Consider the following 25,263-nt stretch of genomic DNA (forward strand, 5'->3'; position numbering starts at 1 on the left):
ACTGAATTAATGTTTTAATTTTGTGAAAATTTTTAAATTTTAAATGGATTATTTATCTAACTTCGCGCGCATTTCAAAAGCCTTAAATACTGCTACTTAGAATTGATTTTCAACAACCTTCTTATAGCAGAAAAATGCCTTAATAATGAGATTGACTTATGAAAAAAATAATAGGACGCGTTGATGTTGTAGACTTTCCAAATTTGGGATTGTATAATATTAACGTTAAAATAGATACAGGGGCATACACCTCGGCCATTCATTGTTCTGAAATAATTGAAGAAGGCAACACTTTGCGCTGTATATTTAATAGCGCCACACACCAAAACTTCGGAAAAACCGAAATTGTTTTTGATACCTTTTGGTGTACAGATGTAAAAAGCAGCAACGGTTACAAGGAAAACAGGTATAAAGTAAAATCTGAAGTGGTATTTTTTGGAAAAACGTACAAGATTAACTTAACTTTAAGCACGAGAGATGATATGAGATTTCCAGTGTTGATTGGCAGGCAGTTTTTAAAACGAAAGTTTATTGTGGATGTAGATTTGGAAAACATCTCTTTTTTAACAAGCAAGCATGAACATAGTTATACTTTCTAGAAACCGAAATTTATACTCTACCGACCGTTTGGTTGAAGAAGGTGAAATACGTGGGCATAAAGTAGAAGTGATAGACCCGCTAAAATGCGACATCATCATTGAAAAAGAAAAACCCACAATTTATTACAAAGACCGTTATCTAGATTATGTAGATGCCATAATACCTCGCATTGGCGCATCAGTTACTTTTTATGGTTGTGCTGTGGTAAGGCAGTTTGAAATGATGGGCGTTTTTACCATTTGCACATCAGATGCCATAATACGTTCCAGAGACAAACTGCGTAGTTTGCAACGCTTAAGCAAAGCAGGAATTGGCATGCCTAAAACGGTTTTTACCAACTATTCCAGAGATGTTGTAGAAGTTATAGAACACGTCGGTGGTACGCCAGTAATTATTAAACTATTGGAAGGCACGCAGGGTTTAGGTGTAGTTTTGGCAGAAACAAAAAATGCGGCCGAATCGGTTTTGGAGGCCTTTAATGGTTTACAAGCAAGGGTAATTGTTCAAGAATTCATAAAGGAAGCCGGTGGCGCAGATTTACGTGCTTTGGTGGTAGACGGACAAGTAGTAGGCGCTATGAAACGCCAAGGAAAAGAGGGCGAATTCCGCTCCAATTTACATCGTGGCGGAAATGCCGAAATCATAAAATTGAGTCACGACGAACTAAAATTGGCCATGAATGCGTCGCGGGCCTTAAAGTTACCCGTTTGTGGGGTTGATATGTTGCAATCTGCCCGAGGGCCGTTGCTTTTAGAAGTAAACTCAACCCCAGGATTGGAAGGTATTGAAGGGGCTACTGGACGCAATATCGCGAAAGCCATCATTCGATATATTGAAAAATACTCAAAATAAATGCCCGAAGTAAAGCCAGACGTCATACATATTCTAGGTGAAGCCATAAAACCTGGTGAAAGCAGGGAATTGAATATTGATGTGGCCAATTTACACACCTCTTCTCCTGTAAACATTCCCGTTATTGTTGAGCGCTCAAAAAAACCCGGCCCTTCTGTTTTATTCACGGCCGGTATTCATGGCGATGAAGTTAACGGTGTTGAAATTGTGCGCCAACTTATTGCCAAAGGCATTAATAAACCCAAATGTGGTACGATTATTTGCATGCCCGTCATTAATATTTTTGGGTTTATAAATTTAAAACGCGAATTTCCTGATGGACGCGATTTAAACCGTGTGTTTCCTGGAAGTCCTTCAGGATCCTTGGCTGGAAGAGTGGCGCATAAACTAGTTAAAGAGGTGGTACCTCATGCCGATTTAATCATTGATTTTCACACGGGGGGCTCCGGAAGGTTTAATGCCCCGCAACTAAGATTTACAAAAGACAATAAAGACCTCAACGAACTGGCCAAGGCTTTTGGGGCTCCTTTTGTTTTATACTCAAAAAACCTCTCAAAATCCTTTAGAACGACTTGCGCCAAAATGGGCAAACCCCTTTTGCTTTTTGAAGGTGGAAAATCATTTCATATAGATGATATTGTCACTAACTCTGGGGTTAACGGTTCCAAACGTATTTTGAAAGATTTGGGAATGCTAAAAACAGTCTTCAAATCAACCAAACCCAAAAAAGAATGCATCTTTGTTAGCAGTAGCAAATGGCAACGTGCCAAGTATTCGGGTATGTTTAAGGCTTCTGTAACTATTGGTTCTTATGTAAAAAAAGAGGATGTGTTGGGGAATATTACCGATCCCTATGGCAAGTTCAATTATTTTGTAAGAGCTTCAAATTCAGGTTACATCATTAATGTAAACGAGTCACCAATTGTCTATCAAGGTGATGCTTTGTTTCATATTACTACCAAACTTAAAAAGTAGTTAAATGAACAAAAATGAGTTGCGCATTAAATACAAAAACCTTCGGAAAGCCTTAACTTCAAACAAAGTTGAAGATTTAAGCCTTGCCATTTCAAACCAACTGCTAAAGCTTCATATTTGGAATTTTTCGTTCTATCAAATCTTCCTTTCGATAGAAGAACAAAAGGAAGTCAACACCGATTACATTTTGAATATCTTATCTGGAAAAGACAAAAACATCCTGATTTCAAAAAGCAATTTTGAGACCATGGAATTGACCCATTTTTTGCTAACTGATAGCACGAAAATTGAAAAAAATAAGCACAATATCCCTGAACCTGTTGATGGCATAGAAATTTCAAACGATAAAATTGAAGTTGTTTTTATACCGCTTTTAGCCTTTGACAAACAAGGAAACCGTGTTGGGTATGGCAAAGGGTTTTACGACAAGTTTTTGGCCAAATGCAACCCAAAAACCCTAAAAATAGGACTGTCCTTTTTTGAAGCCGAAGATAAAATCAACGATGTTTTTGAGAGTGATATAAAGCTGGATTATTGTGTAACGGTTAATACCATTTATCAATTTTAGTCTTTGCAGTTTTCACAGTATGTTTTCCTTAAATAAGGGTCGTCCAACAACTGAAAAGTAATCCCTCCTTTATCTATGGAATTGAATAATTTGCAAAAACGTTGACTGTTCATGTTAACGGCATTTAACATGATAGTTCTGTAGTTTGGGTCCTTTGTAAGCTCTTTATCAACGAGGGTTAAGTTTAAATAATAAAACAGTAAATCTTCGTCAATATCAATACTTCTAGCCTTTCTTTCCAAAAGCTCAACGGCTAAATTGGAATGCCCATAATAACTAAAAGATTGTGCTAAACTTAAATAATCGTAATCTGATAGAGTCGTTTTTTTATAGTTTCTATTGACAAACTCCACGGAGGCATCCTTTGTATCAAAGTCTCCATCTACCATTAGGTTATCTGCCGTAACCATGTGATAGTTGACCAACATTCTTGAGATGAGCGCTTTATCAATGCCATATTTTTTTAAGCCATTTATTTCATTTAATAAGTCTGAATCTTTTACATCAATGGCTTTAAGGCTCCAAAGTTTAATCTTTAAAGCTACAAGATTATATTTAACCTCGTTGTCGTTCGGCGCAAGTTTTTCAAGGGCCAACATCTCATTGTACACAATTAAAGCTTGCCTAAAATCCAATACATATTTAATGGCTGAGTTTTTATTTAAAAGCTTTATAAATTCGGGGTCCTTCGGCACGCTCATTCCACGCAAAAAATCCAATGGAATTTCACCCGATTTAAGCTTTTCAAAAATGGAGTTTTGAAAATCTAAAGCTTCATCTATTTTATTTGCTGCCACTGCTAAATTGAACTTTTCCAAAAGCGCTTCAACATCTTCACTTTTATACTTGTCCTTTCTTTCTAGCTGCAACTCTAAAATAGCCTTTCTATGCTTTCTAAAAATGGGCTCCATTTCTCTTGAAAGGGAACCAGCAATTTTTGATTTCACTTCATTTTTGGACAACGAAGATAGGTTTTCGTATTTCGTCCCTTTTATGTCATTAAAAAACTCCACCCAGTTTTCTGAAGTCGTAACATTAGTTTCAATGGGTAGCTTCTGAAATGATTGCAAAGCCGATACAATATTTTTAGCACGCAACTCCTGCAATTCCAAATTTCTGTGGGTAATTCCTTCAATTGAAGAATATGCCTTAATGTTTATGGTCTTTATATTGAAACCTGTTAATCTTAAAGAATCATAAATGGGTTTTATGTCTTCTTGGGAATATTTGGATTTATTCTTTTGAAAGGGGATAATGAATTTCAATGTTTTATTCCGGGTAATGTAGTTTTCATTATTAGTAGTTTTTATTTTCCTCGTATCGTAGGTTAATGAATCTAAATACATTCCCATGTCCAACAAATCTGACGTATAGGTGTCAAGGTCGTAAAGCACGTTGTATTGACATAGATTCTTGTTACCAATAAACAAAATATTCCATTCCATTTCCCTATCAAGAAAGGCTTCAGGTATTTTGCCCACCCAAGTGCTATAAATATTATTTTCTACTTGTTTCAACCCTTTTTTTAAGGCTTCTGAGTAAACAGGCTCAAGCAAAAGCCCTTTGATTTGGGTGTTCTTAACGGTTTCTAATTCACAGGAATACCTATCTTTTAAAACAATATCAATGGCCAAACCGTCTCCAACATTTTGAAACAAATCATTATACCATTCTTTATCATTTATTTCAAAATAAAGATTTTCATTTTCTCTTTTTATGGAAAATTTGGCTTCTGCAGGTTGATTTTTAAAGGCTTTGATGCAAGTTTCGCATTTTCGTTTTCTGTCTTTGCCAGAAAAATCAATATCGTAGGTGTTTTGGCAAGCAGCAATTTTAATACTAAACACAATAAGTAAAGATGTGAGAAGGGATTTAAGGAACATTTAATTGAGAGCGATTAAACTAGGTTTTCTTTCAAAGCTAAAATTAGCAAATACTTTTGAAGTAGTAATTACAAAGCTGTACTTATTTTCAGCTATCTTTTTTTGAAAATGCCTTTTTATTAAACACGATAAGCATGATGAAACCCGTGCTTATGGCTACATCGGCAACGTTAAAAACAGGCTCAAAAAAGTTGAAGCGTTTACCTCCGTAAAGCGGAAACCATTTGGGCAAGTCAACCTCAAACAAGGGAAAATACAGCATATCCACAACACGCCCATGTAAAAGCGAATCATAACCACCGGATTCCGGCAAAAATGTAGCAACTTGACTTATGCTATCATCAAATAAAATGCCATAAAATACAGAATCGATAATATTGCCTAAAGCCCCAGAAAATATCAACGCTATAGCTAAAATTAATACACGGGAACTTTTCTTTTTTGTAGCATCGTATAGCCAATACCCGATACCAAATATCGCCACAATTCTAAATAACGTTAGTGCAACTTTGGCTGTTCTATCCGACACAACCGAAATAAAATCGCTGATTTTTGTGCCCCAAGCCATACCGTCATTTTCAATAAAGTATATTTTAAACCAATCAAAAACATCAACACTTTCATGTAGTGTAAAATGAGTTTTGATGTATATTTTACTTATTTGGTCTACAAGTAAAATAACGACGATTAGTATGATGGATTTTTTTAGAGACATTTTTAAAATATAGATTCTCTTTTAATCAGGAATAACTAATTGCATTTAAATGAAAAACGCCCCGTTTAAAACGAGACGTTTTAAATTTATTAATTTTTTTTGCCCTATTGCTGCATGTTTTTGGCTTCAATGCTCAGCGTAGCATGAGGCACAAGCTTTAAACGTTCTTTATTAATAAGCTTTCCTGTTACGCGGCACACACCATAGGTTTTGTTTTCTATTCTGATTAACGCATTTTTTAAATCGCGAATAAACTTTTCCTGACGTATAGCCAAAGCAGAATTAGATTCTTTACTCATAACCTCGCTACCTTCATCAAATGCTTTAAAGGTCGGGGATGTATCGTCAGTACCATTGTTATGGTCGTTCATGTAAGCACTTTTTATAAGTTCTAAATCGTGCTGTGCTTTTTGTATTTTTTCTTTGATTAGCTCTTTGAATTCGGCTAAATCTTTATCTGAATATCTTGCGGTATCTCCCATGTTCTTAATGTTTTTGTATAAACAATTTGGTATTTACATCATCAAAGGCAATTTCTATACCATTGTCCAATTTATCTATAATTTCAAGTTCGTTCGTTAATGTTTCCGATTTAATATAAGTCATATTTGCTCCAACGGCATTTACAACCTGCTCGTCTTTTTGAAGGGTTACATCAATTTTATCTGTCACCTCAAAACCTGAGTCTTTACGTAAATTTTGTATGCGGTTAATCAATTCTCTCGCAATACCCTCCCTGCGTAATTCATCTGTAATTGTTACATCTAAAGCAACCGTTAAAGTTCCTTCATTGGCAACCAACCACCCTTCAATATCTTGTGACGTAATTTCTACATCATCTAAGGCTAAAGATATATTTTTTCCATTAACATCAATATCCAAAATGCTGTTTTGTTCTATTTTGTTAATATCTTCCGCTGAAAAGTTAATTACTGCATTGGCGATTGCTTTCATGTCTTTTCCAAAACGCGGACCAAGAGTTTTAAAGTTTGGTTTTATTTGTTTTACCAAGATATCTGAGGCGTCTTCCAAAAGTTCAATTTCCTTGACGTTAACCTCGTGTTTGATTAAGTTTGAAACGGCAGCAATTTCTTCCTTTTGTTGCGCGCTAGAAACCGGAATCATTATTTTTTGAAGAGGCTGACGTACTTTAATCTTCTCTTTAGCTCTTAACGATAATACCAATGACGATATTGTTTGGGCACTTTCCATTTTGCGTTCCAAAGGCTTATCTACAAAAGCTTCGTTGTAAACTGGAAAATCTGCTAAATGTACGCTTTCAAAATTTTCCTTTTTGGTTACGCTATTCAAATCTAAATACAATCTATCCATAAAGAACGGAGCAATTGGCGCTCCCAATTTTGCGATGGTCCCCATACACTGATAAAGTGTTTGATAAGCCGAAATTTTATCTTGTTGGTAATCGCCTTTCCAGTAACGTCTTCTGCTTAAACGTACAAACCAGTTACTTAAATAATCTTGAGTAAAGTCTGAAATTGCTCTTGCCGCTTTTGTCGGCTCATAATCGGCATAAAAAGAATCCACTTTTTTGATTAAAGTGTTCAATTCTGAAAGTATCCAACGGTCTATTTCCGGTCTTTCATCTATTGAAATATCGGGCTCGCTATAGTTGAAATTATCAAGGTTGGCATATAGCTGAAAGAATGAGTATGTATTGTAAAGTGTTCCGAAAAATTTACGTTTTACTTCTTCAACACCGTCTAAATCAAACTTTAAATTATCCCATGGATTGGCATTGCTTATCATGTACCAACGTGTTGCATCGGCACCATAGTTCCCTAAAGTTTCAAAAGGATCTACGGCATTGCCCAAACGTTTAGACATTTTTTGTCCATTTTTATCCAATACAAGCCCATTGGACACCACGTTTTTATAAGCAACAGAATCGAAAACCATAGTACCTATAGCATGAAGCGTATAAAACCAACCACGAGTTTGGTCCACACCCTCTGCGATAAAATCTGCCGGAAAAGTAGTTCCTTTATCGATTAAATCTTTGTTTTCAAACGGGTAATGCCATTGTGCATAAGGCATAGAACCTGAATCGAACCAAACATCAATTAAATCGCTTTCGCGGAACATTTTTTGACCTGAAGCGGACACCAAAACAATGTCGTCCACAATGTTTTTATGTAAATCTATTTTAGCATAGTTTTCTTCGGAATTGTTCCCGACTTCAAAATCTTTGAAAATATCGGCTTTCATGAAACCTGCTTCAACAGAACGTTGCATTTCGGCCTTTAACTCTTCAACGGAACCGATGCAAATTTCCTCTTTACCATCTTCAGTTCTCCAAATTGGCAACGGAATACCCCAATAACGTGAGCGCGACAAATTCCAATCGTTAGCATTGGCTAACCAGTTACCAAAACGCCCTGTTCCTGTTGCTTTTGGTTTCCAATTGATGGTTTCGTTAAGCTCGAACATTCTATCTTTAATGTCAGTCACTTTAATAAACCATGAATCTAACGGATAATATAAAATTGGTTTATCGGTACGCCAACAGTTAGGATAGCTGTGTTTATATTTTTCAACCTTAAAGGCTTTGTTTTCTTCTTTTAATTGAATTGCAATTTCAACATCAACCGAACGCTCAGGTGCTTCACCGTCATTGTAATATTCATTCTTTACATATTTGCCAGCATATTCGCCCATTTCTGGACGAAAACGTCCCTGAAAATCTACAAGAGGAACCAAGTTTCCATTCTCATCTTTTACCAACATTGGTGGCACTTCTGGTGTAGCTTGTTTAGCCACCAAGGCATCATCGGCGCCAAAAGTAGGCGCGGTGTGCACAATTCCTGTACCGTCTTCTGTGGTTACAAAATCTCCAGAAATAACCCTAAAAGCATTTTCTGGATTATCATTTGGTAAGGCAAACGGCAACAATTGTTCATATTTTATCCCAACCAAATCTTTACCAATAAATTCTTTAACAACGTAATATGGGATTTTTTTATCACCAGCTTTGTACGCTAATAAATCTGATTTGTCTTCAACTCTATTAAACTTTCCAGAGAATTGATAGTTCACCAATTTTTTAGCCAAAACTACATTTATAGGCTCAAACGTGTATTGGTTGTAGGTTTCAACCAACACATAAACAATTTTTGGACCAACAGTTAACGCGGTGTTACTAGGCAAAGTCCAAGGTGTAGTTGTCCAAGCTAAGAAATAAATGTCTCCTTCATTCTGCAAAAAGTATGGCAGAAATCCTTCAATAGCTTTAAACTGAGCAACAATAGTTGTATCTGTTACATCTTGATAAGTTCCCGGTTGGTTTAACTCATGTGAGCTCAATCCTGTTCCCGCTTTTGGCGAATAAGGCTGAATGGTATAACCTTTATATAACAAATTCTTAGTGTAAATCTGCTTCAGCAACCACCAAACCGATTCCATGTATTTAGGCTCATAGGTAATGTATGGGTCGTCCATATCTACCCAATAGCCCATTTTTTGAGTCAAATCGTTCCAAATATCTGTATAGCGCATTACAGCTTTACGGCAGGCCGCATTATAATCTTCAACCGAAATGGTTTTACCGATATCTTCTTTGGTGATACCCAATTCTTTTTCAACGCCCAACTCAATAGGCAACCCATGGGTGTCCCAACCTGCTTTACGTTTTACCTGATAGCCTTTTTGGGTTTTGAATCTGCAAAAAATATCTTTAATGGCACGTGCCATAACATGGTGTATTCCTGGAAGCCCATTCGCTGAAGGTGGCCCTTCAAAAAACACAAATGTTTCATTGCCTTCCTTTGTAGACACACTTTTTTCAAACACATTATTTTCTTGCCAATAGTTTAGAATGTCGCCTGCTACTTTTGGTAAGTCAAGTCCTTTATATTCAGGAAATTTAGCACTCATTTAATGGTAAATCTTTTAAGTCCGCGAATTTAAGAATTTATCCTTAAATCGTTGCCTACAATGGATAAAAAAAGCCAAAACAATTGTTTTGGCTTTTTTCGACTAACTCAAATAATCCATAAGAAAAGTGGAATAAATGATAATAAAAGCGACCCCTATAAATTTCGTAGGTTAAAATTAGTAGTTTTGGGCTATCTAATTTGTTTCGCGTACTTTAACCAAAATTTCAGTAAAATGGATTGTAATAAAAATGAGGGAATAATACTATCTGATTTTTAATAGTATATGATTTAAATATCTAATAAGATTAGTTTCAAAAATCGACAAATCCTAACAAAATATAGATAAAATGTATTTTTTAAATACAAAAGACCGATTATTAGCATTAAGGTATTCGGCCTTTACGGAATTAAGATAATTCGGCTACCAAATCCTCGATTTTTGAAATCAATTGAACTTTAATTAAAGTATTTTTCAGGGAAATTTTATTGTATTTCGACACAAAAATGGTTGAAAAGCCAAGTTTTTCAGCTTCCAAAATGCGTTGTTCGACACGTTGTACGGGACGAATTTCGCCAGACAAGCCAACCTCAGCAGCAAAACAAAAATCTTTTTGAAGTGGCACATCTTCATTTGATGATAAAATTGAGGCTACCACGGCCAAATCTATGGCTGGGTCATCGACCGTAATGCCACCTGTAATATTCAAGAATACATCTTTGGCACCCAAACGGAAGCCTGCACGCTTTTCCAAGACCGCCAAAAGCATGTTTAATCGTTTGGCATTAAAGCCTGTGGCACTACGCTGTGGCGTTCCATAAACTGCCGTACTCACCAAAGCTTGAACCTCAATCATGAGTGGGCGCATGCCTTCAAGTGTAGCTGCAATGGCATTTCCCGAAAGCTCTTCGTCTTTTTTGGAGATTAAAATTTCTGATGGATTGGAAACTTCGCGCAAACCCGAGCCCTGCATTTCATAAATGCCCAATTCGTTGGTTGAGCCAAAACGGTTTTTGTGTGCCCGTAAAATTCTAAATACATGATTACGGTCTCCTTCAAATTGTAAGACCGTGTCTACCATATGTTCTAAAATTTTTGGGCCTGCGATATTGCCGTCTTTCGTAATATGGCCTATCAATAGTACGGGTGTTGCCGTTTCCTTGGCGAATTTAATAAGCTCGGCCGTACATTCCTTAATTTGTGAAATACTGCCAGAAGACGATTCTATATAATCGCTATGAAGGGTTTGAATGGAATCGATGATAACAATATCAGGCTGCAAAGCCTCTATTTGTTTGAAAATGTTTTGGGTTTTGGTTTCCGTTAAAATGTAGCAATTGCTGTTTTCCGGATTAATGCGTTCAGCGCGCATTTTTATTTGTTTTTGGCTTTCCTCGCCGGAAACGTACAGCGTTTTATATGGTAATTTCAATGAAATTTGAAGCAACAAAGTACTTTTTCCTATGCCTGGCTCGCCCCCCAAAAGTGTTAATGATCCAGGAACTATGCCCCCACCCAAAACTCGGTTAAATTCAGAATCAAAAGTATCTAATCGGGGTTCATTTGTGGTGTCAATCTCATTGATTTTCAATGGAACCGAAGTTCGCTTAACGGAAGAAGTTGAAGATTTCCAATCACTTTTTTCGGGCTTTTGAATAACCTCTTCCACAATGGTGTTCCATTCTTTACACGCATTACATTGGCCTTGCCATTTGGCAAATTGTGTACCGCAATTTTGACAAAAAAATGTTGTTTTTACTTTTGCCATTAAAAACCAAAATCTTGTTTTATTAAATCGGCTCTTTCAAGAACTTCATCTTTTGTTATACCAGCAATTTCTTCAAGTGTATAAGCCGATTGGTATGTACGCATAGCCTTTTTTGGCTCGCCAGTTTCTTCATAAAATCTTCCTAAATAATAGCCTCCAAGAAGGGTTTCAGGGTATTCCTTTCTGGCCATTTTGCCTAGCTCTTCGTAATATTCAAATAACTCATTTTTTTCAATGGCTGCAGCAATGGCTCTAAAATCATTAATCAATACCTTTTTTTCAATACCGAATAGGTCCAATATGGTTTGGTATTTTTCTTGAAGGTAAAGCACCGGTGAAGTATCCAATTCAAGAATAACGTCTTTATATTCGTCTTTTGAAATTGGCCGAAACACTTTAAAAATGCCCTCAATAGCGCTGGGAATGGCATGTGTTGGCACTGAATAGTGGGATGGCTTTTCAAAACTATCAAAATCATAGACCAAATTTTCATTGTCCAAAGCATAAATATCATCATTTAGCGCCGTTGTCATTTGCAAAATTGACGAGGAATTATTTTTGGTATTAGCCAAATAATAAAAGGTTTTTGTGCCAATCTTGCTTAAAACACTAGGGACATAATCCAACATATTTGGTGCCAGTTCAGGGCTAATCACAATATAACTTTGAAACAACGGCTGAGGCTTTAACAAATAATAGTTAATGAAATTTGCCGTTTCGCCATGGCCTACTGCAACCTTAAAATTTCCCACCCTGAAATTTCTTTCCAAATAAGGCACCAATTCCATACCAACAAACTCAAAAAAGGCCGCGCCAGTTTCAATAGGCAGTGAGTTTTGTTCAGAATATAGAGTATCATCAAATCGCTTTCCAAATTGATTAACCCCAACCACAATGGCTTGGGGCATATCTTCCCAGTAGGAAAAATAATCAACATTTCCAGCTACGGCTTCAAACATATAATCACCGTCCAAAACCACAAACAACGGATATGTTAGGTCAGTATTTGAATCATAGTTTCTTGGCAACTGAATTTTTATTTGACGTTCTTCACCAAGTTTTGAAGATTGAATGTTTTCATATTTTACTTGAGCTATAATGCTAATGGAACTTAACATCATTACCAAAAAGAACAAGGCAGATTTCTTCATTTTGAATTGATTTGAGTTTTATCAACGGCAAGGTAATAAATATACAGAGAGATAAAAAGAATGTTTTTACAGTTACACTGCTTTTTTTCTGTTGTATATGGGAAGTAGAATGAGTGACAGGCCTCCGCAAATAATAATCATTAGGGTTTGGGATGCCCACATTATCCAACCAAAGGCTATACTTGGTTCTTCGGCTATCCCAAATACAGAAAAGCCCAAATAAACCGCTAATGGGTACGCCCCAATACCCCCACTGGTTGCAGCTATACTAAAACTAGCTGAGATAAACCCTATTAAAATGGCAGCAAAAGGAATGTCTCTCGTTTCTTCAATTGAAAAAGATGTAACGTAAAACATAAGCACGTACATGCCCCAAATAAAAAGCGTATGGAAAATAAAGGGCCACTTTTTCTTCATTTTAAAGATGCTTAAAGCCCCTTCAACCAACCCGTTAAAAAAGCCTTTTATTTTTAATGAAATTTTAGAATCGCTCTTTTTAATGTACCAAAAAAAGGCGGCCGCCAAAGCCAAAATTAGCACTAAGGCCAAACCTATCTTAAATGGGTCAAACTTTTCTGAAAAGAAGCTGTATATAAAGTCGAACTGTAAAAATAGTGTAACTACAATAATCCCAAACATGACAATTAAATCTGCTATCCGTTCGGCCACAATGGTGCCAAAACCCTTTTCAAAAGGCACGCCTTCGTAGTTGGTTAAGATTGAAGCCCGCGCCACTTCACCAGACCTTGGAATAGTATAATTTATAAGGTATGTTGCAAAAACTGCCATAACACTGTTGCCGAACTTGATGTTATATCCCATTGGCTCAAGCTGAAAACGCCATCTGTAAGCTCGCGACAAATGACTGAACAACCCTAAAAAAACACCTAAAACCACCCAACTTTTTGTTGAAGATTGCCAATACTCGATAATTTTTGGCAACGGAACTTCTTTCAAAGAATACCAGACCAAAAAAACTCCCAATAATAATGGGAGTAAGAATTTAACACTATTTTTAAGCTTTTTGTTCAATGTCTATTTTAGCAAGTTGGTGGCTTCGTCAGGAAACACCAACGAGGGCTTAAACACCTTGGCCTCTTCAATACCCATAAAGGCATAGGTGATTAAAATTAAGGTGTCGCCCACTGACACTTTTCTGGCAGCTGCTCCATTTAGCGTAATTTCACCAGAATTTCTGGGACCAGGAATACAATAGGTTTCCAATCGCTCGCCGTTATCATTATTCACAATTTGGACTTTTTCACCTTGAATGATGTTGGCCGCATCCATTAAATCTTCGTCAATGGTTATACTACCTATATAGTTGAGTTCAGCACCAGTGCACTTAACTCTATGAATCTTAGATTTTACTACTTGAATTTGCATGCCGCAAAGATAATTAATTTAAAGCGATATTGTCAATTAGCCTAATATCATCTGCATATACTGCAATAAATGCCCTATATCTTTTTTTGTTTGATTTTCGTTTAACTGGTTTTAAGGTTTCTGTTTCCGAAATAATGAAATATTCCAACTCCAATAATTCATGTTTAGAAAACTGATTTTCAACCCACTCCGTTACTTTACCAGCACTTTTTGTGCCAAATTTTTCTTTAGCAGCTTTTAAGGTTTTATAAATAAAAGGCGCTGCTTTTTTATACTCTGGTTTTAAGCGGGTATTTCGCGAACTCATGGCCAGACCGTTAGATTCACGATGGATTTTACAGCCCACTATTTTTACAGGAATACGGTGCTTTTCAACCATTTTTCTAATGATTTGGAGTTGCTGAAAATCTTTCTCTCCAAAGTATGCCTTGTGGGGTTTTACAATTTCAAAAAAACGCTTCACAACAGTACCAACACCATCAAAATGACCATGACGAAATTTGCCTTCCATTTCAAACTCCAAGCCATCAAAATCAAATTTTTCTGAAACTGCATGACCTTCATAAATATCATCAACTGTTGGTGCATAAACCAAAACATCGGCCTTGCTAACAGTTTTTAATAAGCTAACGTCATTTTCTAATGTTCGGGGATATTTTTCCAAATCATCTTTTTTATCAAATTGTGTTGGGTTTACAAAAATGCTAACAACAACTTTATAGTTCTCTCCCAAAGCCCTCTTTACCAATTGCAAATGCCCTTGATGCAAGGCACCCATAGTTGGCACCAGTCCAATACTTAGGTTTTTTGCTTTTAAATCTTCAACAACCTTAAGTAATTGTTGTTTTTCCGTGTAAACTTCCACCTTTTAATAAAAAATTAACGCGTGCAAACTTAAGATTTTACAGTCAATTAGCATAAAATTTTGTACTTTTGCGTGTTTTTTATTTCGAAATCTTAGAAGCAGAACCTTATTTCTTGTGGGCATTTTGAAATTTCAAATTTAAAATGGAATCAGTTGTTGCTTTGTATTGAGCGAACACTAGTACACAAAACATAACATATGAAAGATAAGAGGATATTGTACGTATCATCTGAAGTAGTGCCTTATTTACCAGAAACCGAAATTTCATCAATGTCTTTTGAAGCGCCACGTATGGTCAATCAACAAGGCGGGCAAATAAGAATCTTTATGCCCAGGTACGGGAACATTAATGAACGAAGACACCAACTACACGAAGTAATTAGATTATCAGGAATAAATTTGGTGGTGAACGATTTGGATATGCCGCTTATCATAAAGGTAGCCTCAATTCCTAAAGAGCGCATTCAGGTTTATTTTATTGATAATGACGAGTATTTTAAGAGAAAAGCAACACTAACCGACGAAGAAGGTAATTTGTTTTCAGACAATGATGAACGTGCCATTTTCTTTGCAAAAGGTGTTATTGAAACTGTAAAAAAATTAAACTGGTCGCCAGATATTATTCATGTTCACGGTTGGTTAGCTTCTTTATTGCCACTTTATTTAAAAGAATACTACAAAGACGAACCTCTTTTTAACGAAAGCAAAATTGTAACATCTATTTACAATCAAAGTTTCGACAATACGTTAAACAAAGATATGGCCAATAAAATTAAATTTGATAATATTGATGAGGAAGCTATAAAAGCACTGGAAGTACCATCATACATTAATTTAATGAAAATTGCCGTGGATTATTCTGATGCGCTCATCATAGGTTCTGAAAACATCCCCGAAGATTTGGATTCCTATATTAAAGCCTCAGAAAAACCTATTCTAGAATACAAAAGCAAAGATGAATTTGGTGAAGCTTACACAACATTCTTCAACGAAGCTGTTTTAAGCTAAACTAATTCATTATAACTACATATGAAAAGACCCAATAAAGCCCTTAAGTCACTATTCGCTTTTTTACTTATTACCTCATCTTTCATTGCTTGCGATAAAGACTTCAGCGTTATAGAAAGCGATGTTTTAGGAGAAGATAATTCCAATTTCAGCCGTAAAGTTGATTCAACTCGAATAATAGCTGCGTACAATAAAAAATTGGAAGCCGTACAAATCAATAATTTGGCTTCAAACCTATTGGGATTTTTTAACGACCCTGCCTTTGGAAAAACTACGGCCAGCATTGTAAGCCAAATGGTTCCTTTGTCATTTAATCCAGATTTTGGCGTTAATCCAGTAATAGACTCTATAGTTGTTCATATTCCATATTTCAGTTCCGTAATTGGCACTGACGATAACGGATATTCTATTTACGCTTTAGATTCACTATATGGCAATCCTAATGCAGAAATTAAACTTTCTGTTTATCAAAACACCTATTTCTTAAGGGATTTTGACCCTAGTAGTAGTGCTAATGCAACGCAAAAATATTTCTCTAATGCCAGTAACACAGTTAATTCTATAGTAACAAACGAAACTACCGTTAATTTTGACGACCATACAGGCGAACTGATTTATCAGGAAAATAACTTTCTACCTAGTCCTGCTGTTACTTTTGTCGGTACTGCTACAGACACAACGCGCTCTGCTCCTGCATTCCACGCAAGAATAGCGACCACTGACGCGAAGGCTTTTTGGAAATCTACCATCTTAGACAAGCAAGATGATGCCGTTTTAAGTAATGCCAATAATTTTAAAGGCTATTTTAGGGGGCTTTACTTGAAGGCAGAAGCTGTCAATGATGATGGCAATATGATTTTATTGAATTTAGCTTCAACCAATGCCAATATCAAAATCCATTACAGCAGTGGTGAAACAGATGCCAGAACGCAATCTACGTATACGTTGAACTTTTCAGGAAATATATTGAATTCATTGATAAACGATTTTAGTACTCCCTTGGAAGATGGAAATACAACCGAAGGTGACGAAACCCTCTACCTAAAGGGCTCGGAAGGCTCAATGGCTGTTGTAGATTTGTTTCCTGATGGAATACAAGATTTTTTAGATGAATTTACTGATGGAAATGGAAATCCCACAAGGCTTATAAACGAAGCGCATTTGGTCATTTACGAAGATGAAACCATGCCAACAAAACCTAACGACGAAAATGGGGATGCTTATCATAAATACGACCGAATTTACGCTTACGATGTAAAAAATAACATTCCGTTGGTTGATTATTCATATGACCAATCAGATAACCCGCAATCACCATTTATCTCTAAATTCATCAGCTTAGGAGTGCGAGATACGATTACGGGCAAATATAAAATTCGTGTTACTGAGCACATTAAAAACATTTTACTAAGGGATTCAACCAACACAAAAATTGGTTTGGTGATGTCCAACAACGTTAATTATACGAGTAACGCAGAACTGCTAAATGCAAATGGTAGTGTTATGGCAATTCCAGCAGCTACAATTGTAAGTCCAAGAGGTACAATTTTGCACGGAAATAAATCCCAAAACGAACCAAAAAGATTGAAGCTAAAGATATTTTATACTGAAGCTAAATAAAAAATAGACCCTTTATTCAAGTTTTGATAGATTAAAATTCATTTTCATTTAAATGATATGAGTTTCATCGTTAGAACTAGGAATTAACATAATAAATAACTTTTTTAATTATTTATTTAACATATTTGTTCTGAATTTATCCCCTCAAAAAGCTAAAAATGTAGAACCATGTGTGGAATTGTAGGATATTTAGGCCAGAGAGAAGCTTATCCCATTATCATAGAAGGCCTTAAAAGGCTAGAGTATAGAGGCTACGACAGCGCAGGTATTGCGTTATTTGACGGTACAGATCTTAAAGTTTGTAAAACGAAAGGTAAAGTTACCGATTTAGAAAACCGATCTGAAAAAGAAATAACAAGACACGGTAACGTGGGTATTGGCCATACACGATGGGCAACCCATGGCGTACCTAATGATATAAATTCCCATCCACACGTCTCAAATTCGGGTGATCTTGTAATTATCCACAACGGAATTATTGAAAATTACGAGTCGCTAAAACAGGAATTAATCTCTAGAGGGTACACGTTCAAATCGGATACCGACACAGAAGTCTTAATCAATTTAATTGAAGACGTAAAAAAACAAGATGGTGTAAAACTAGGCAAGGCCGTACAAGTAGCTTTAAACCAAGTATTTGGAGCCTACGCAATTGCCGTTTTTGATAAAAATAAACCTGAAGAAGTTGTAGTTGCCAGATTAGGAAGCCCATTAGCCATTGGAATTGGTAAAGATGAAGATGAGTTTTTCATAGCCAGTGATGCTTCTCCATTTTTGGAATACACTAAAAATGCTGTTTACTTAGAAGATGAGGAAATGGCTGTTATTAGATTCCATAAAGGTGTTAAAATTCGAAAAATTAAAGATGATTCTTTGGTTGATACCTATGTTCAAGAGCTGCAAATCAATTTAGAGCAAATTGAAAAAGGGGGTTATGAGCATTTCATGTTAAAAGAAATTCATGAACAACCTAAAGCCATACAAGACACCTACAGAGGTAGGCTACGACGAAACGAGGCCATCATTAAAATGTCTGGAGTTGAAGACAACATGAAGAAGTTCCTCAATACCAATCGTATTATTATTGTGGCATGTGGTACGTCGTGGCATGCTGGTTTAGTGGCCGAATACATTTTTGAAGATTTAGCTAGAATACCGGTTGAAGTGGAGTATGCTTCAGAGTTCAGATATCGAAACCCCATAATTACAGAAAACGATATTGTTATAGCCATTTCACAGTCTGGTGAAACAGCAGATACTTTGGCCGCCATAAAATTGGCAAAATCTAAAGGAGCGTTTGTTTTTGGTGTTTGTAATGTGGTTGGATCATCTATAGCTAGAGAATCTCACGCAGGTGCATACACGCATGCTGGCCCAGAAATTGGTGTTGCTTCAACAAAGGCATTTACCACTCAAATAACCGTTTTAACACTTATTGCACTGAGGTTGGCAAGAGCAAAAGGCACGATTAGCAGCTCAGATTTTCGTCAGCACCTGTTGGAATTGGAAATGATTCCGAAAAAAGTAGAAAAAGCATTGGTGTCTGATGCCCATATTAAAGAAGTTGCAGAAATATATAAAGATGTCCACAATTTCTTGTATTTAGGTAGAGGCTATAATTTCCCTGTTGCTTTAGAAGGCGCACTTAAACTAAAGGAAATTTCATATATCCATGCTGAGGGATATCCAGCAGCCGAAATGAAACATGGTCCTATTGCGTTAATTGATGAAAACATGCCTATCGTAGTCATTGCAACGAAAAAAGGCCACTACGAAAAGATTGTTAGCAATATTCAAGAAATTAAATCAAGAAAAGGAAAAATTATAGGCATCGTTACAGAAGGAGATGTTCAAGTCAGGGCACTTGCAGACCACGTCATTGAAGTACCAGAGACTTTAGAGTCGCTTTCACCATTACTTACCACAATTCCTTTACAGTTATTGTCTTACCATATAGCTGTCATGTTGGGTAAAAATGTTGACCAACCGCGTAATTTGGCAAAATCTGTAACGGTAGAATAACGTAACTTTCGTTTATAAAACATTTAAAAATTGGCATGATTGGATGGTACTAATCATGCCAATTTTCATTTTAAGAGATGTTTGCTTCAAAAATATTCAAAAAAAAACGTCTGATTTTCATAAAAAACATACTATGCGTGCATAATTTTTTATTTTTTTAAGCGCAATAAAAAATTATATCTTTATCTTAACACGATAAAATTTAAACTAATTTAAATGAAAACAATTCTACCCTTTTTATTGTTGTTTTTTTGTGGTACAATTTATTCCCAAACAACAATTTCTGGCTCTGTTGTTGATGACACTGGTCAACCCTTACCTGGCGCAAACATCATTATCTTAGGAACCTCAACAGGTACTGTTACGGATTTTGATGGTAAATTTACTCTAACTTACAGTCAAAATCCTCCTTTCAACATTCAGGCCAGTAGTGTTGGTTTTGAAACTGATTCCAAGGAAGTAACTTCAAACAACCAAGTCTTAAACTTTGTTCTTAAGGAAGGAACATCATTAGACGAAGTTGTTATCTCAGCTTCCAGAACACCAGAGCGTATATTTGAATCACCAGTTACTGTTGAACGTTTTGGTATTCAAGAAATTAAAAGCACGGCTTCGGCAGATTTCTATGGTGGATTAGAAAACTTAAAAGGTGTTGACATAAATACCAATAGTTTAACATTTAAATCGGTTAATACTAGAGGTTTTGCCACCTTTGCGAACAACCGATTTATGCAATTGGTTGATGGTATGGATAACTCTACACCCGCACTTAACTTTCCTATAGGAAATCTAGTTGGAATGGTTGAAACAGATGTGCAAAGCGTGGAAATACTTCCTGGTGCTGCATCTGCATTGTACGGTGCAAATGCATTTAACGGAATTTTATTTATGCGCAGTAAAAACCCATTTGATCATCATGGCATTAGCGCTTATTACAAACAAGGTATTACATCACAAGAAACTGCGGGAGATAACGACTATAAAGATTTTGGGATTAGAGCCGCTCAGAAATTTAGCGATAAGTTCGCTGGCAAGGTTAACTTTGGGTATCTACAGGGAACCGACTGGATGGCAACCAGTGAAGAAGACAAACTCAACAGGGGGTTTGACAGAACGAACCCCAATTACGATGGCATTAACATATATGGGGATGATGAGAGCCTCAATATGACCCTTGTTGCAGATGGACTTGTCCAAGCTGGCTTACTCCCTCAAGCATTAGCTGACTTGGTACCTTCTCAAAGTGTAAGTAGAACTGGATATAACGAACGTGATTTAACCGATTATAATGCTGAAAGTATAAAAGCAGATTGGGGCTTGTATTTTAGACCATGGGCAAACGATTTTGAGATTCAGTATGTTGGAAAAGTAGGCGTCGGTACTACCATCTATCAAGGTGCCAACAGGTATTATATTAAAGGCTTTTTTCAACAGCAACATAAATTAGAATTTAGAAATAATAATTTCTTTCTTAGAGGTTACGTAGTAACAGATAAGGCAGGTGACTCTTACGACATGACCTTTACGGGCAGAAATATTAATAGAGCTTGGAAAGATGATACTGTTTGGCATGGTGAGTATGTTGCCAATTATGCCTTGGCATTTGCCGGGCTTATACCCAATATCCCAATGGGAAATGATGATGCGGCCCATGTTTTTGCAAGACAAGTTGCTGATGAAGTAATAGATTTTGATCCAACTAATCTGGCAAACCCTTTTGCTGATGATGGTATTGAACGTTTTTTACCAGGAACTCCTGAATTTGAAGCAGCATTCAACAGAAGCATAAATGATCCAGACTTATCAACCGGGTCTAAATTTCAAGACCAATCAAAGTATTACCATGCCGATGCTAATTATAATTTTGGTCATTTATGGGATGTTGCTGAGGTTCAAGTTGGTGGATCATATAGAAAATATAGTTTAAATTCATCTGGAACCATTTATACTGATACTGATGGCCCTATAGACTATTCAGAATTTGGTTTATACACCCAAATTCAAAAGAATATGGAGCTCAATGAGACTATGGATTTAAAACTCACAGGATCTATTCGTTATGATAAATCAGAGTTTTTCGATGGCTTCTTTTCTCCAAGATTTTCTGCTGGTTTAACAGTTAATGATAACCATAATATTAGGGCTTCTGTACAAACAGGATTTAGAAACCCGACAACCCAAGATTTGTTTATTGGACTAAATTCTGGAAGAGCCACATTAATAGGCTCTGCTCCAGATAATTTAGATAGATATTCTCGAGATTACCCAGTTAGTTTAGTCGCGCAAGGAGGGTTGGGGCAACCATCAAATGTTAACCAAACCGGACGTGCTGCCTACGAAAACTCATATACATTAGCTTCTTTTTTACAAGTGTTAGATACTGGTAATCCAACACTTTTAGAGGTTGCTAATCCTGATATTGTTAAACCCGAACAAATAACTTCTTATGAGGTAGGATATCGGGGAAAACTGGATAATTTTACTATAGATTTTAGCGCTTACTATAACTCCTATAAAGACTTCTTAACGCAACCTGTAGTAGTATCTCCATTATATGGTGATGTTACAGACGCCACTCCTGTTCCTGGTGTAGGATTACCGCTTTCAGCCATCGCCATTGCTAATGCAGACTTCCAAATATATAGTACTTATACTAATTCTCCAGCCAATGTGAATTCATATGGTGCATCATTAGGATTATCAACTAAAGTGTTTGGTAACTTTGATTTAAGTGGAAATTACACCTATGCTAAGCTAGACTTCGACCAAAGCAGTAATCCAGATTTAACAACAAACTTTAATACCCCAGAGCACCGCGTTAAAACTTCCTTTGGAAATACCGATTTATTTAAAAACTTTGGATTTAATTTATCATGGCGATGGAGTGACAATTACTTCTGGGAATCATCTTTTGGCAACGGTGCAGTACCCGCATATCATGTTTTAGATGCTCAAATTAATTTAAAAGTCCCTAGCTTTAAATCAACATTTAAAGCTGGAGCTACAAATTTATTAGGAGATGAATACACACAAGCCTTTGGAACAGGATTTATAGGCTCCATGTATTATGTCTCTTGGATAATTAACAATCTATAAATACCTCTAGAAAATTTAACTAAAACACCTTCAAATTGAAGGTGTTTTTTTATTCTAAAAAACCTAAAAAAACAACTTTTATTTTAAATTAAAAGATATATCTTTGCAGCCGAAAACTTAGATTGTTTTCCAACAATTAAATCGCATAATATTAAACACATAAGTAATGTCTAAAGTTACAGGTAAAGTTGCACAAATAGTAGGTCCGGTTATCGATGTTGAGTTTGGTGCTGGTTCAGAACTTCCAAAAATTTATGATTCATTAGAAATTAAAAGACCTGACGGTTCTATTTTAGTATTAGAAGTACAATCTCACATTGGTGAAGACACTGTACGTACTATCGCAATGGACTCTTCGGATGGTTTAAGCAGAGGAACTGAAGTTATCGCTACTGGTGCTCCTATACAAATGCCGATTGGCGATGATGTTTACGGACGTTTATTTAATGTAATTGGCGATGCCATTGATGGTTTAGGAGATTTACCAAAAGCTGGAAAATCTGGTTTACCAATTCACCGTGAGGCACCTGCATTTGAAGACTTGTCAACTTCTACCGAAGTTTTATTTACAGGTATTAAAGTAATCGACTTAATTGAGCCTTACGCTAAAGGTGGTAAAATTGGTTTATTCGGTGGTGCCGGTGTAGGTAAAACAGTATTGATTCAGGAATTGATTAATAATATTGCAAAAGGTCACGGTGGTTTATCAGTATTTGCTGGTGTAGGTGAAAGAACTCGTGAAGGAAACGATCTTTTAAGAGAGATGTTGGAATCTGGAATTATCCGTTACGGTGAAGATTTTATGCACTCTATGGAAGCTGGTGGATGGGATTTATCTAAAGTGGACAAATCTAAAATGAAAGAATCTAAAGCAACTTTCGTATTCGGACAGATGAACGAACCTCCTGGAGCTCGTGCTCGTGTGGCACTTTCTGGATTGACTATTGCCGAATATTTCCGTGATGGTGCTGGCGACGGACAAGGAAAAGATGTATTATTTTTCGTAGACAACATCTTCCGTTTTACACAAGCTGGTTCTGAGGTATCTGCACTTCTTGGTCGTATGCCTTCTGCGGTAGGTTACCAACCAACATTGGCAACAGAGATGGGTGCCATGCAAGAGCGTATTACTTCAACTAAAAAAGGATCTATTACATCTGTACAAGCGGTTTATGTTCCTGCGGATGACTTAACTGACCCTGCGCCTGCTACAACTTTTGCCCACTTAGATGCTACAACAGTATTATCCCGTAAAATTGCTGAGCTTGGTATTTACCCTGCGGTGGATCCATTAGATTCTACCTCTCGTATTTTAACCAAAGAAATTTTAGGTGCAGATCACTATAACTGTGCACAACGCGTAAAAGAGTTATTGCAACGTTATAAAGAATTACAAGATATTATCGCTATCCTTGGTATGGAAGAGCTATCTGAAGAGGATAAATTGGCCGTAGGTAGAGCAAGACGTGTACAACGCTTCCTTTCTCAACCTTTCCACGTGGCTGAGCAATTTACAGGTATCCCTGGTGTATTAGTTGACATTAAAGAAACCATCAAAGGTTTTAACATGATTATGGATGGTGAATTAGACCACCTTCCAGAAGCAGCGTTTAACCTTAAAGGTACTATTGAAGAAGCTATTGAAGCTGGAGATAAAATGTTAGCTGAAGCGTAAAACAGCTTAAAGCTATAAGCTTAAAGCCTAAAGCATTAAACTATGTACTTAGAAATTGTATCACCAGAAGCAACCTTATTTAGCGGCGAAGTAGATTCTGTAGCTGTACCAGGAGTAAACGGTGAGTTTCAAATGTTAAATAATCACGCGCCTATTGTTTCTTTATTAAAAGAAGGTGTTGTAAAGATTTTTGGAAACATTGAATTGGATGAAGAGGTTCAGGATAAATTTACCAAAGGAGACAAAAGCACTACTTTATTAAATATAAATTCTGGAACAATAGAAATGAAAGATAACAAAGTAATAGTATTAGCTGATTAAGCACTTTACTTTTAGAATATAAAAAAACGCAAAACTTAAGTTTTGCGTTTTTTTTATGCCTTATTTTTTATCGATTCCAACTCTACCCTCAATTCCTGAAACATATTCATAATACTGCTTAACTTTAGTTCATCCTTATCATATTCTTGGGTATTAATACAGCAGGTAAATTCCCAAATCTCAATAATATCCTCCATTTTAACATCAAATGGCTGGTATGCTTTATTATCTGAATGCAACTCCAAACAGCCTTTCTCTTTAATTTTATTGTACAACCGTTTATATACCAGTCCATCATTTTTGGTAAGCACAATATAAGTCCTCCCATCTTTTACATCAGTGATGTCATCAACAAATTTGGCAACGACAAACGAGCCTTCCTTTACGGGTAACATAGAATCACCACTTATTGGAAAGGCTCGATGTGTTCCTGTGGGTAAAAAAGGTAATTTTATTTTTTGAAGCTGCTCAATATACTCGGGGTCGGCATAACCTTGTAAGTAACCCGCCGAAGCCTTGGCCGGTATAATTTCTATTAAATCTTCATTAGCTTCATTAACGGTTACGGGGAATAACACACGCTTATTTCCCACTTCTATAAATGAAGTGTCCTTTGCCAAACGCAAATCATTTTTCACTAAAATATCTATGGGAATATTAAAATAGTTCGACAACTCGATCAAACGGTCTATTGGCGGTTCAGAGCGCCCTTCTTCATAAGAACCAACCATGGAACGTGTCCATTTTAACTCTTCGGCAAAACGCTCTTGTGAAAACTTTTTAAGCTTTCGTAAATGTTTTATGTTGGACTGGATGTACTTCATTCAAAAATAAACTTTAACATTATTTGCTACAAATATAAGCAAT

General features: G+C 36.3%; 20 protein-coding genes. 10 read left to right on the forward strand and 10 right to left on the reverse strand.

Annotated features, from left to right (window positions below; all coding sequences use genetic code 11):
• Positions 1-158: 158 nt before the first annotated feature.
• The 4 genes from ACB104_RS04670 to ACB104_RS04685 are packed head-to-tail and all read left to right on the forward strand — an operon-like array spanning position 159 to position 2,995.
• Positions 159-599, forward strand: a complete 441-nt coding sequence (locus ACB104_RS04670) for an ATP-dependent zinc protease family protein (protein WP_370477123.1) — start codon at positions 159-161, stop codon at positions 597-599.
• Positions 577-1,452, forward strand: a complete 876-nt coding sequence (gene rimK / locus ACB104_RS04675) for a 30S ribosomal protein S6--L-glutamate ligase (RefSeq protein ID WP_370477124.1) — start codon at positions 577-579, stop codon at positions 1,450-1,452. Before ACB104_RS04670 ends, rimK begins: the two co-directional genes overlap by 23 nt.
• Entirely contained in the window at positions 1,453-2,427 is a 975-nt protein-coding gene (locus ACB104_RS04680) for a succinylglutamate desuccinylase/aspartoacylase family protein (protein WP_370477125.1), read from the forward strand. It abuts the gene before it with no gap.
• 4 nt (positions 2,428-2,431) lie between these two features.
• The gene (locus tag ACB104_RS04685; RefSeq protein WP_370477126.1) at positions 2,432-2,995 is read left to right on the forward strand and encodes a 5-formyltetrahydrofolate cyclo-ligase; all 564 of its coding nucleotides are present in this window, start codon (positions 2,432-2,434) and stop codon (positions 2,993-2,995) included.
• On the opposite strand, the gene ACB104_RS04690 is transcribed toward ACB104_RS04685, so the two are convergent.
• The 9 genes from ACB104_RS04690 to panC form a co-directional block, all read right to left on the reverse strand.
• Entirely contained in the window at positions 2,992-4,878 is a 1,887-nt protein-coding gene (locus ACB104_RS04690) for a hypothetical protein (protein WP_370477127.1), read from the reverse strand. The genes ACB104_RS04685 and ACB104_RS04690 overlap by 4 nt on opposite strands.
• A gap of 88 nt (positions 4,879-4,966) precedes the next feature.
• A complete protein-coding gene (locus ACB104_RS04695) occupies positions 4,967-5,593 on the reverse strand; it encodes a lipoprotein signal peptidase (protein WP_370477128.1) in 627 nt (208 codons plus the stop codon).
• 104 nt (positions 5,594-5,697) lie between these two features.
• Positions 5,698-6,075, reverse strand: a complete 378-nt coding sequence (locus tag ACB104_RS04700) for a TraR/DksA family transcriptional regulator (protein ID WP_370477129.1) — start codon at positions 6,073-6,075, stop codon at positions 5,698-5,700.
• A gap of 4 nt (positions 6,076-6,079) precedes the next feature.
• Entirely contained in the window at positions 6,080-9,484 is a 3,405-nt protein-coding gene (gene ileS / locus ACB104_RS04705; protein ID WP_370477130.1) for an isoleucine--tRNA ligase, read from the reverse strand.
• Between the two features lie 409 nt (positions 9,485-9,893).
• On the reverse strand, positions 9,894-11,252 hold the full coding sequence (radA, locus tag ACB104_RS04710) for a DNA repair protein RadA (RefSeq protein WP_370477131.1): 1,359 nt from the start codon (positions 11,250-11,252) through the stop codon (positions 9,894-9,896).
• Entirely contained in the window at positions 11,252-12,403 is a 1,152-nt protein-coding gene (locus ACB104_RS04715) for an alpha/beta hydrolase (protein WP_370477132.1), read from the reverse strand. Before ACB104_RS04715 ends, radA begins: the two co-directional genes overlap by 1 nt.
• A 72-nt stretch (positions 12,404-12,475) precedes the next feature.
• Positions 12,476-13,435 carry a lysylphosphatidylglycerol synthase transmembrane domain-containing protein gene (locus tag ACB104_RS04720; protein WP_370477133.1) on the reverse strand — a complete coding sequence of 320 codons (960 nt, stop codon included), beginning with the start codon at positions 13,433-13,435 and terminating at the stop codon, positions 12,476-12,478.
• 3 nt (positions 13,436-13,438) lie between these two features.
• Complete coding sequence (gene panD, locus ACB104_RS04725; RefSeq protein WP_370477134.1) at positions 13,439-13,789, reverse strand: aspartate 1-decarboxylase; 351 nt, start codon at positions 13,787-13,789, stop codon at positions 13,439-13,441.
• 13 nt (positions 13,790-13,802) lie between these two features.
• Positions 13,803-14,654, reverse strand: coding sequence for a pantoate--beta-alanine ligase (gene panC, locus ACB104_RS04730; RefSeq protein ID WP_370477135.1), 852 nt, complete (start codon positions 14,652-14,654; stop codon positions 13,803-13,805).
• A 198-nt stretch (positions 14,655-14,852) separates the two neighbouring features.
• Here panC and ACB104_RS04735 point away from each other — a divergent pair, with 198 nt between their 5' ends.
• From ACB104_RS04735 to ACB104_RS04760, 6 genes are all read left to right on the forward strand, one after another.
• On the forward strand, positions 14,853-15,662 hold the full coding sequence (locus tag ACB104_RS04735; protein WP_370477136.1) for a glycogen/starch synthase: 810 nt from the start codon (positions 14,853-14,855) through the stop codon (positions 15,660-15,662).
• A gap of 21 nt (positions 15,663-15,683) precedes the next feature.
• Complete coding sequence (bamH, locus tag ACB104_RS04740) at positions 15,684-17,282, forward strand: BamH family beta-barrel-assembly machinery protein (protein ID WP_370477137.1); 1,599 nt, start codon at positions 15,684-15,686, stop codon at positions 17,280-17,282.
• 168 nt (positions 17,283-17,450) lie between these two features.
• Positions 17,451-19,304 carry a glutamine--fructose-6-phosphate transaminase (isomerizing) gene (gene glmS, locus ACB104_RS04745; RefSeq protein ID WP_370477138.1) on the forward strand — a complete coding sequence of 618 codons (1,854 nt, stop codon included), beginning with the start codon at positions 17,451-17,453 and terminating at the stop codon, positions 19,302-19,304.
• A gap of 216 nt (positions 19,305-19,520) precedes the next feature.
• Entirely contained in the window at positions 19,521-22,400 is a 2,880-nt protein-coding gene (locus ACB104_RS04750; RefSeq protein ID WP_370477139.1) for a TonB-dependent receptor, read from the forward strand.
• Between the two features lie 166 nt (positions 22,401-22,566).
• Positions 22,567-24,075, forward strand: coding sequence for a F0F1 ATP synthase subunit beta (gene atpD, locus ACB104_RS04755; RefSeq protein WP_370477140.1), 1,509 nt, complete (start codon positions 22,567-22,569; stop codon positions 24,073-24,075).
• 42 nt (positions 24,076-24,117) lie between these two features.
• Positions 24,118-24,396 carry a F0F1 ATP synthase subunit delta/epsilon gene (locus ACB104_RS04760; protein WP_370477141.1) on the forward strand — a complete coding sequence of 93 codons (279 nt, stop codon included), beginning with the start codon at positions 24,118-24,120 and terminating at the stop codon, positions 24,394-24,396.
• A gap of 53 nt (positions 24,397-24,449) precedes the next feature.
• Here the strand turns inward: ACB104_RS04760 and ACB104_RS04765 are convergent, their stop codons facing one another.
• Positions 24,450-25,220, reverse strand: a complete 771-nt coding sequence (locus tag ACB104_RS04765) for an XRE family transcriptional regulator (protein WP_370477142.1) — start codon at positions 25,218-25,220, stop codon at positions 24,450-24,452.
• Positions 25,221-25,263 lie beyond the last annotated feature (43 nt).

Origin of the sequence: Tamlana flava (assembly GCF_041287255.1) — a bacterium.
Taxonomy (GTDB): domain Bacteria; phylum Bacteroidota; class Bacteroidia; order Flavobacteriales; family Flavobacteriaceae; genus Tamlana; species Tamlana flava.

Coding starts and splice junctions, on each gene's coding strand:
- ACB104_RS04735 (WP_370477136.1), top strand. CDS start 14,853: ATGAAAGATAAGAGGATATTGTACGTATCATCTGAAGTAGTGCCTTAT.
- ACB104_RS04750 (WP_370477139.1), top strand. CDS start 19,521: ATGAAAACAATTCTACCCTTTTTATTGTTGTTTTTTTGTGGTACAATT.
- radA (WP_370477131.1), bottom strand. CDS start 11,252: ATGGCAAAAGTAAAAACAACATTTTTTTGTCAAAATTGCGGTACACAA.
- ACB104_RS04670 (WP_370477123.1), top strand. CDS start 159: ATGAAAAAAATAATAGGACGCGTTGATGTTGTAGACTTTCCAAATTTG.
- ACB104_RS04715 (WP_370477132.1), bottom strand. CDS start 12,403: ATGAAGAAATCTGCCTTGTTCTTTTTGGTAATGATGTTAAGTTCCATT.
- panD (WP_370477134.1), bottom strand. CDS start 13,789: ATGCAAATTCAAGTAGTAAAATCTAAGATTCATAGAGTTAAGTGCACT.
- ACB104_RS04700 (WP_370477129.1), bottom strand. CDS start 6,075: ATGGGAGATACCGCAAGATATTCAGATAAAGATTTAGCCGAATTCAAA.
- atpD (WP_370477140.1), top strand. CDS start 22,567: ATGTCTAAAGTTACAGGTAAAGTTGCACAAATAGTAGGTCCGGTTATC.
- rimK (WP_370477124.1), top strand. CDS start 577: ATGAACATAGTTATACTTTCTAGAAACCGAAATTTATACTCTACCGAC.
- ACB104_RS04760 (WP_370477141.1), top strand. CDS start 24,118: ATGTACTTAGAAATTGTATCACCAGAAGCAACCTTATTTAGCGGCGAA.
- bamH (WP_370477137.1), top strand. CDS start 15,684: ATGAAAAGACCCAATAAAGCCCTTAAGTCACTATTCGCTTTTTTACTT.
- ileS (WP_370477130.1), bottom strand. CDS start 9,484: ATGAGTGCTAAATTTCCTGAATATAAAGGACTTGACTTACCAAAAGTA.
- ACB104_RS04685 (WP_370477126.1), top strand. CDS start 2,432: ATGAACAAAAATGAGTTGCGCATTAAATACAAAAACCTTCGGAAAGCC.
- ACB104_RS04690 (WP_370477127.1), bottom strand. CDS start 4,878: ATGTTCCTTAAATCCCTTCTCACATCTTTACTTATTGTGTTTAGTATT.
- glmS (WP_370477138.1), top strand. CDS start 17,451: ATGTGTGGAATTGTAGGATATTTAGGCCAGAGAGAAGCTTATCCCATT.
- ACB104_RS04695 (WP_370477128.1), bottom strand. CDS start 5,593: ATGTCTCTAAAAAAATCCATCATACTAATCGTCGTTATTTTACTTGTA.
- ACB104_RS04765 (WP_370477142.1), bottom strand. CDS start 25,220: ATGAAGTACATCCAGTCCAACATAAAACATTTACGAAAGCTTAAAAAG.
- ACB104_RS04680 (WP_370477125.1), top strand. CDS start 1,453: ATGCCCGAAGTAAAGCCAGACGTCATACATATTCTAGGTGAAGCCATA.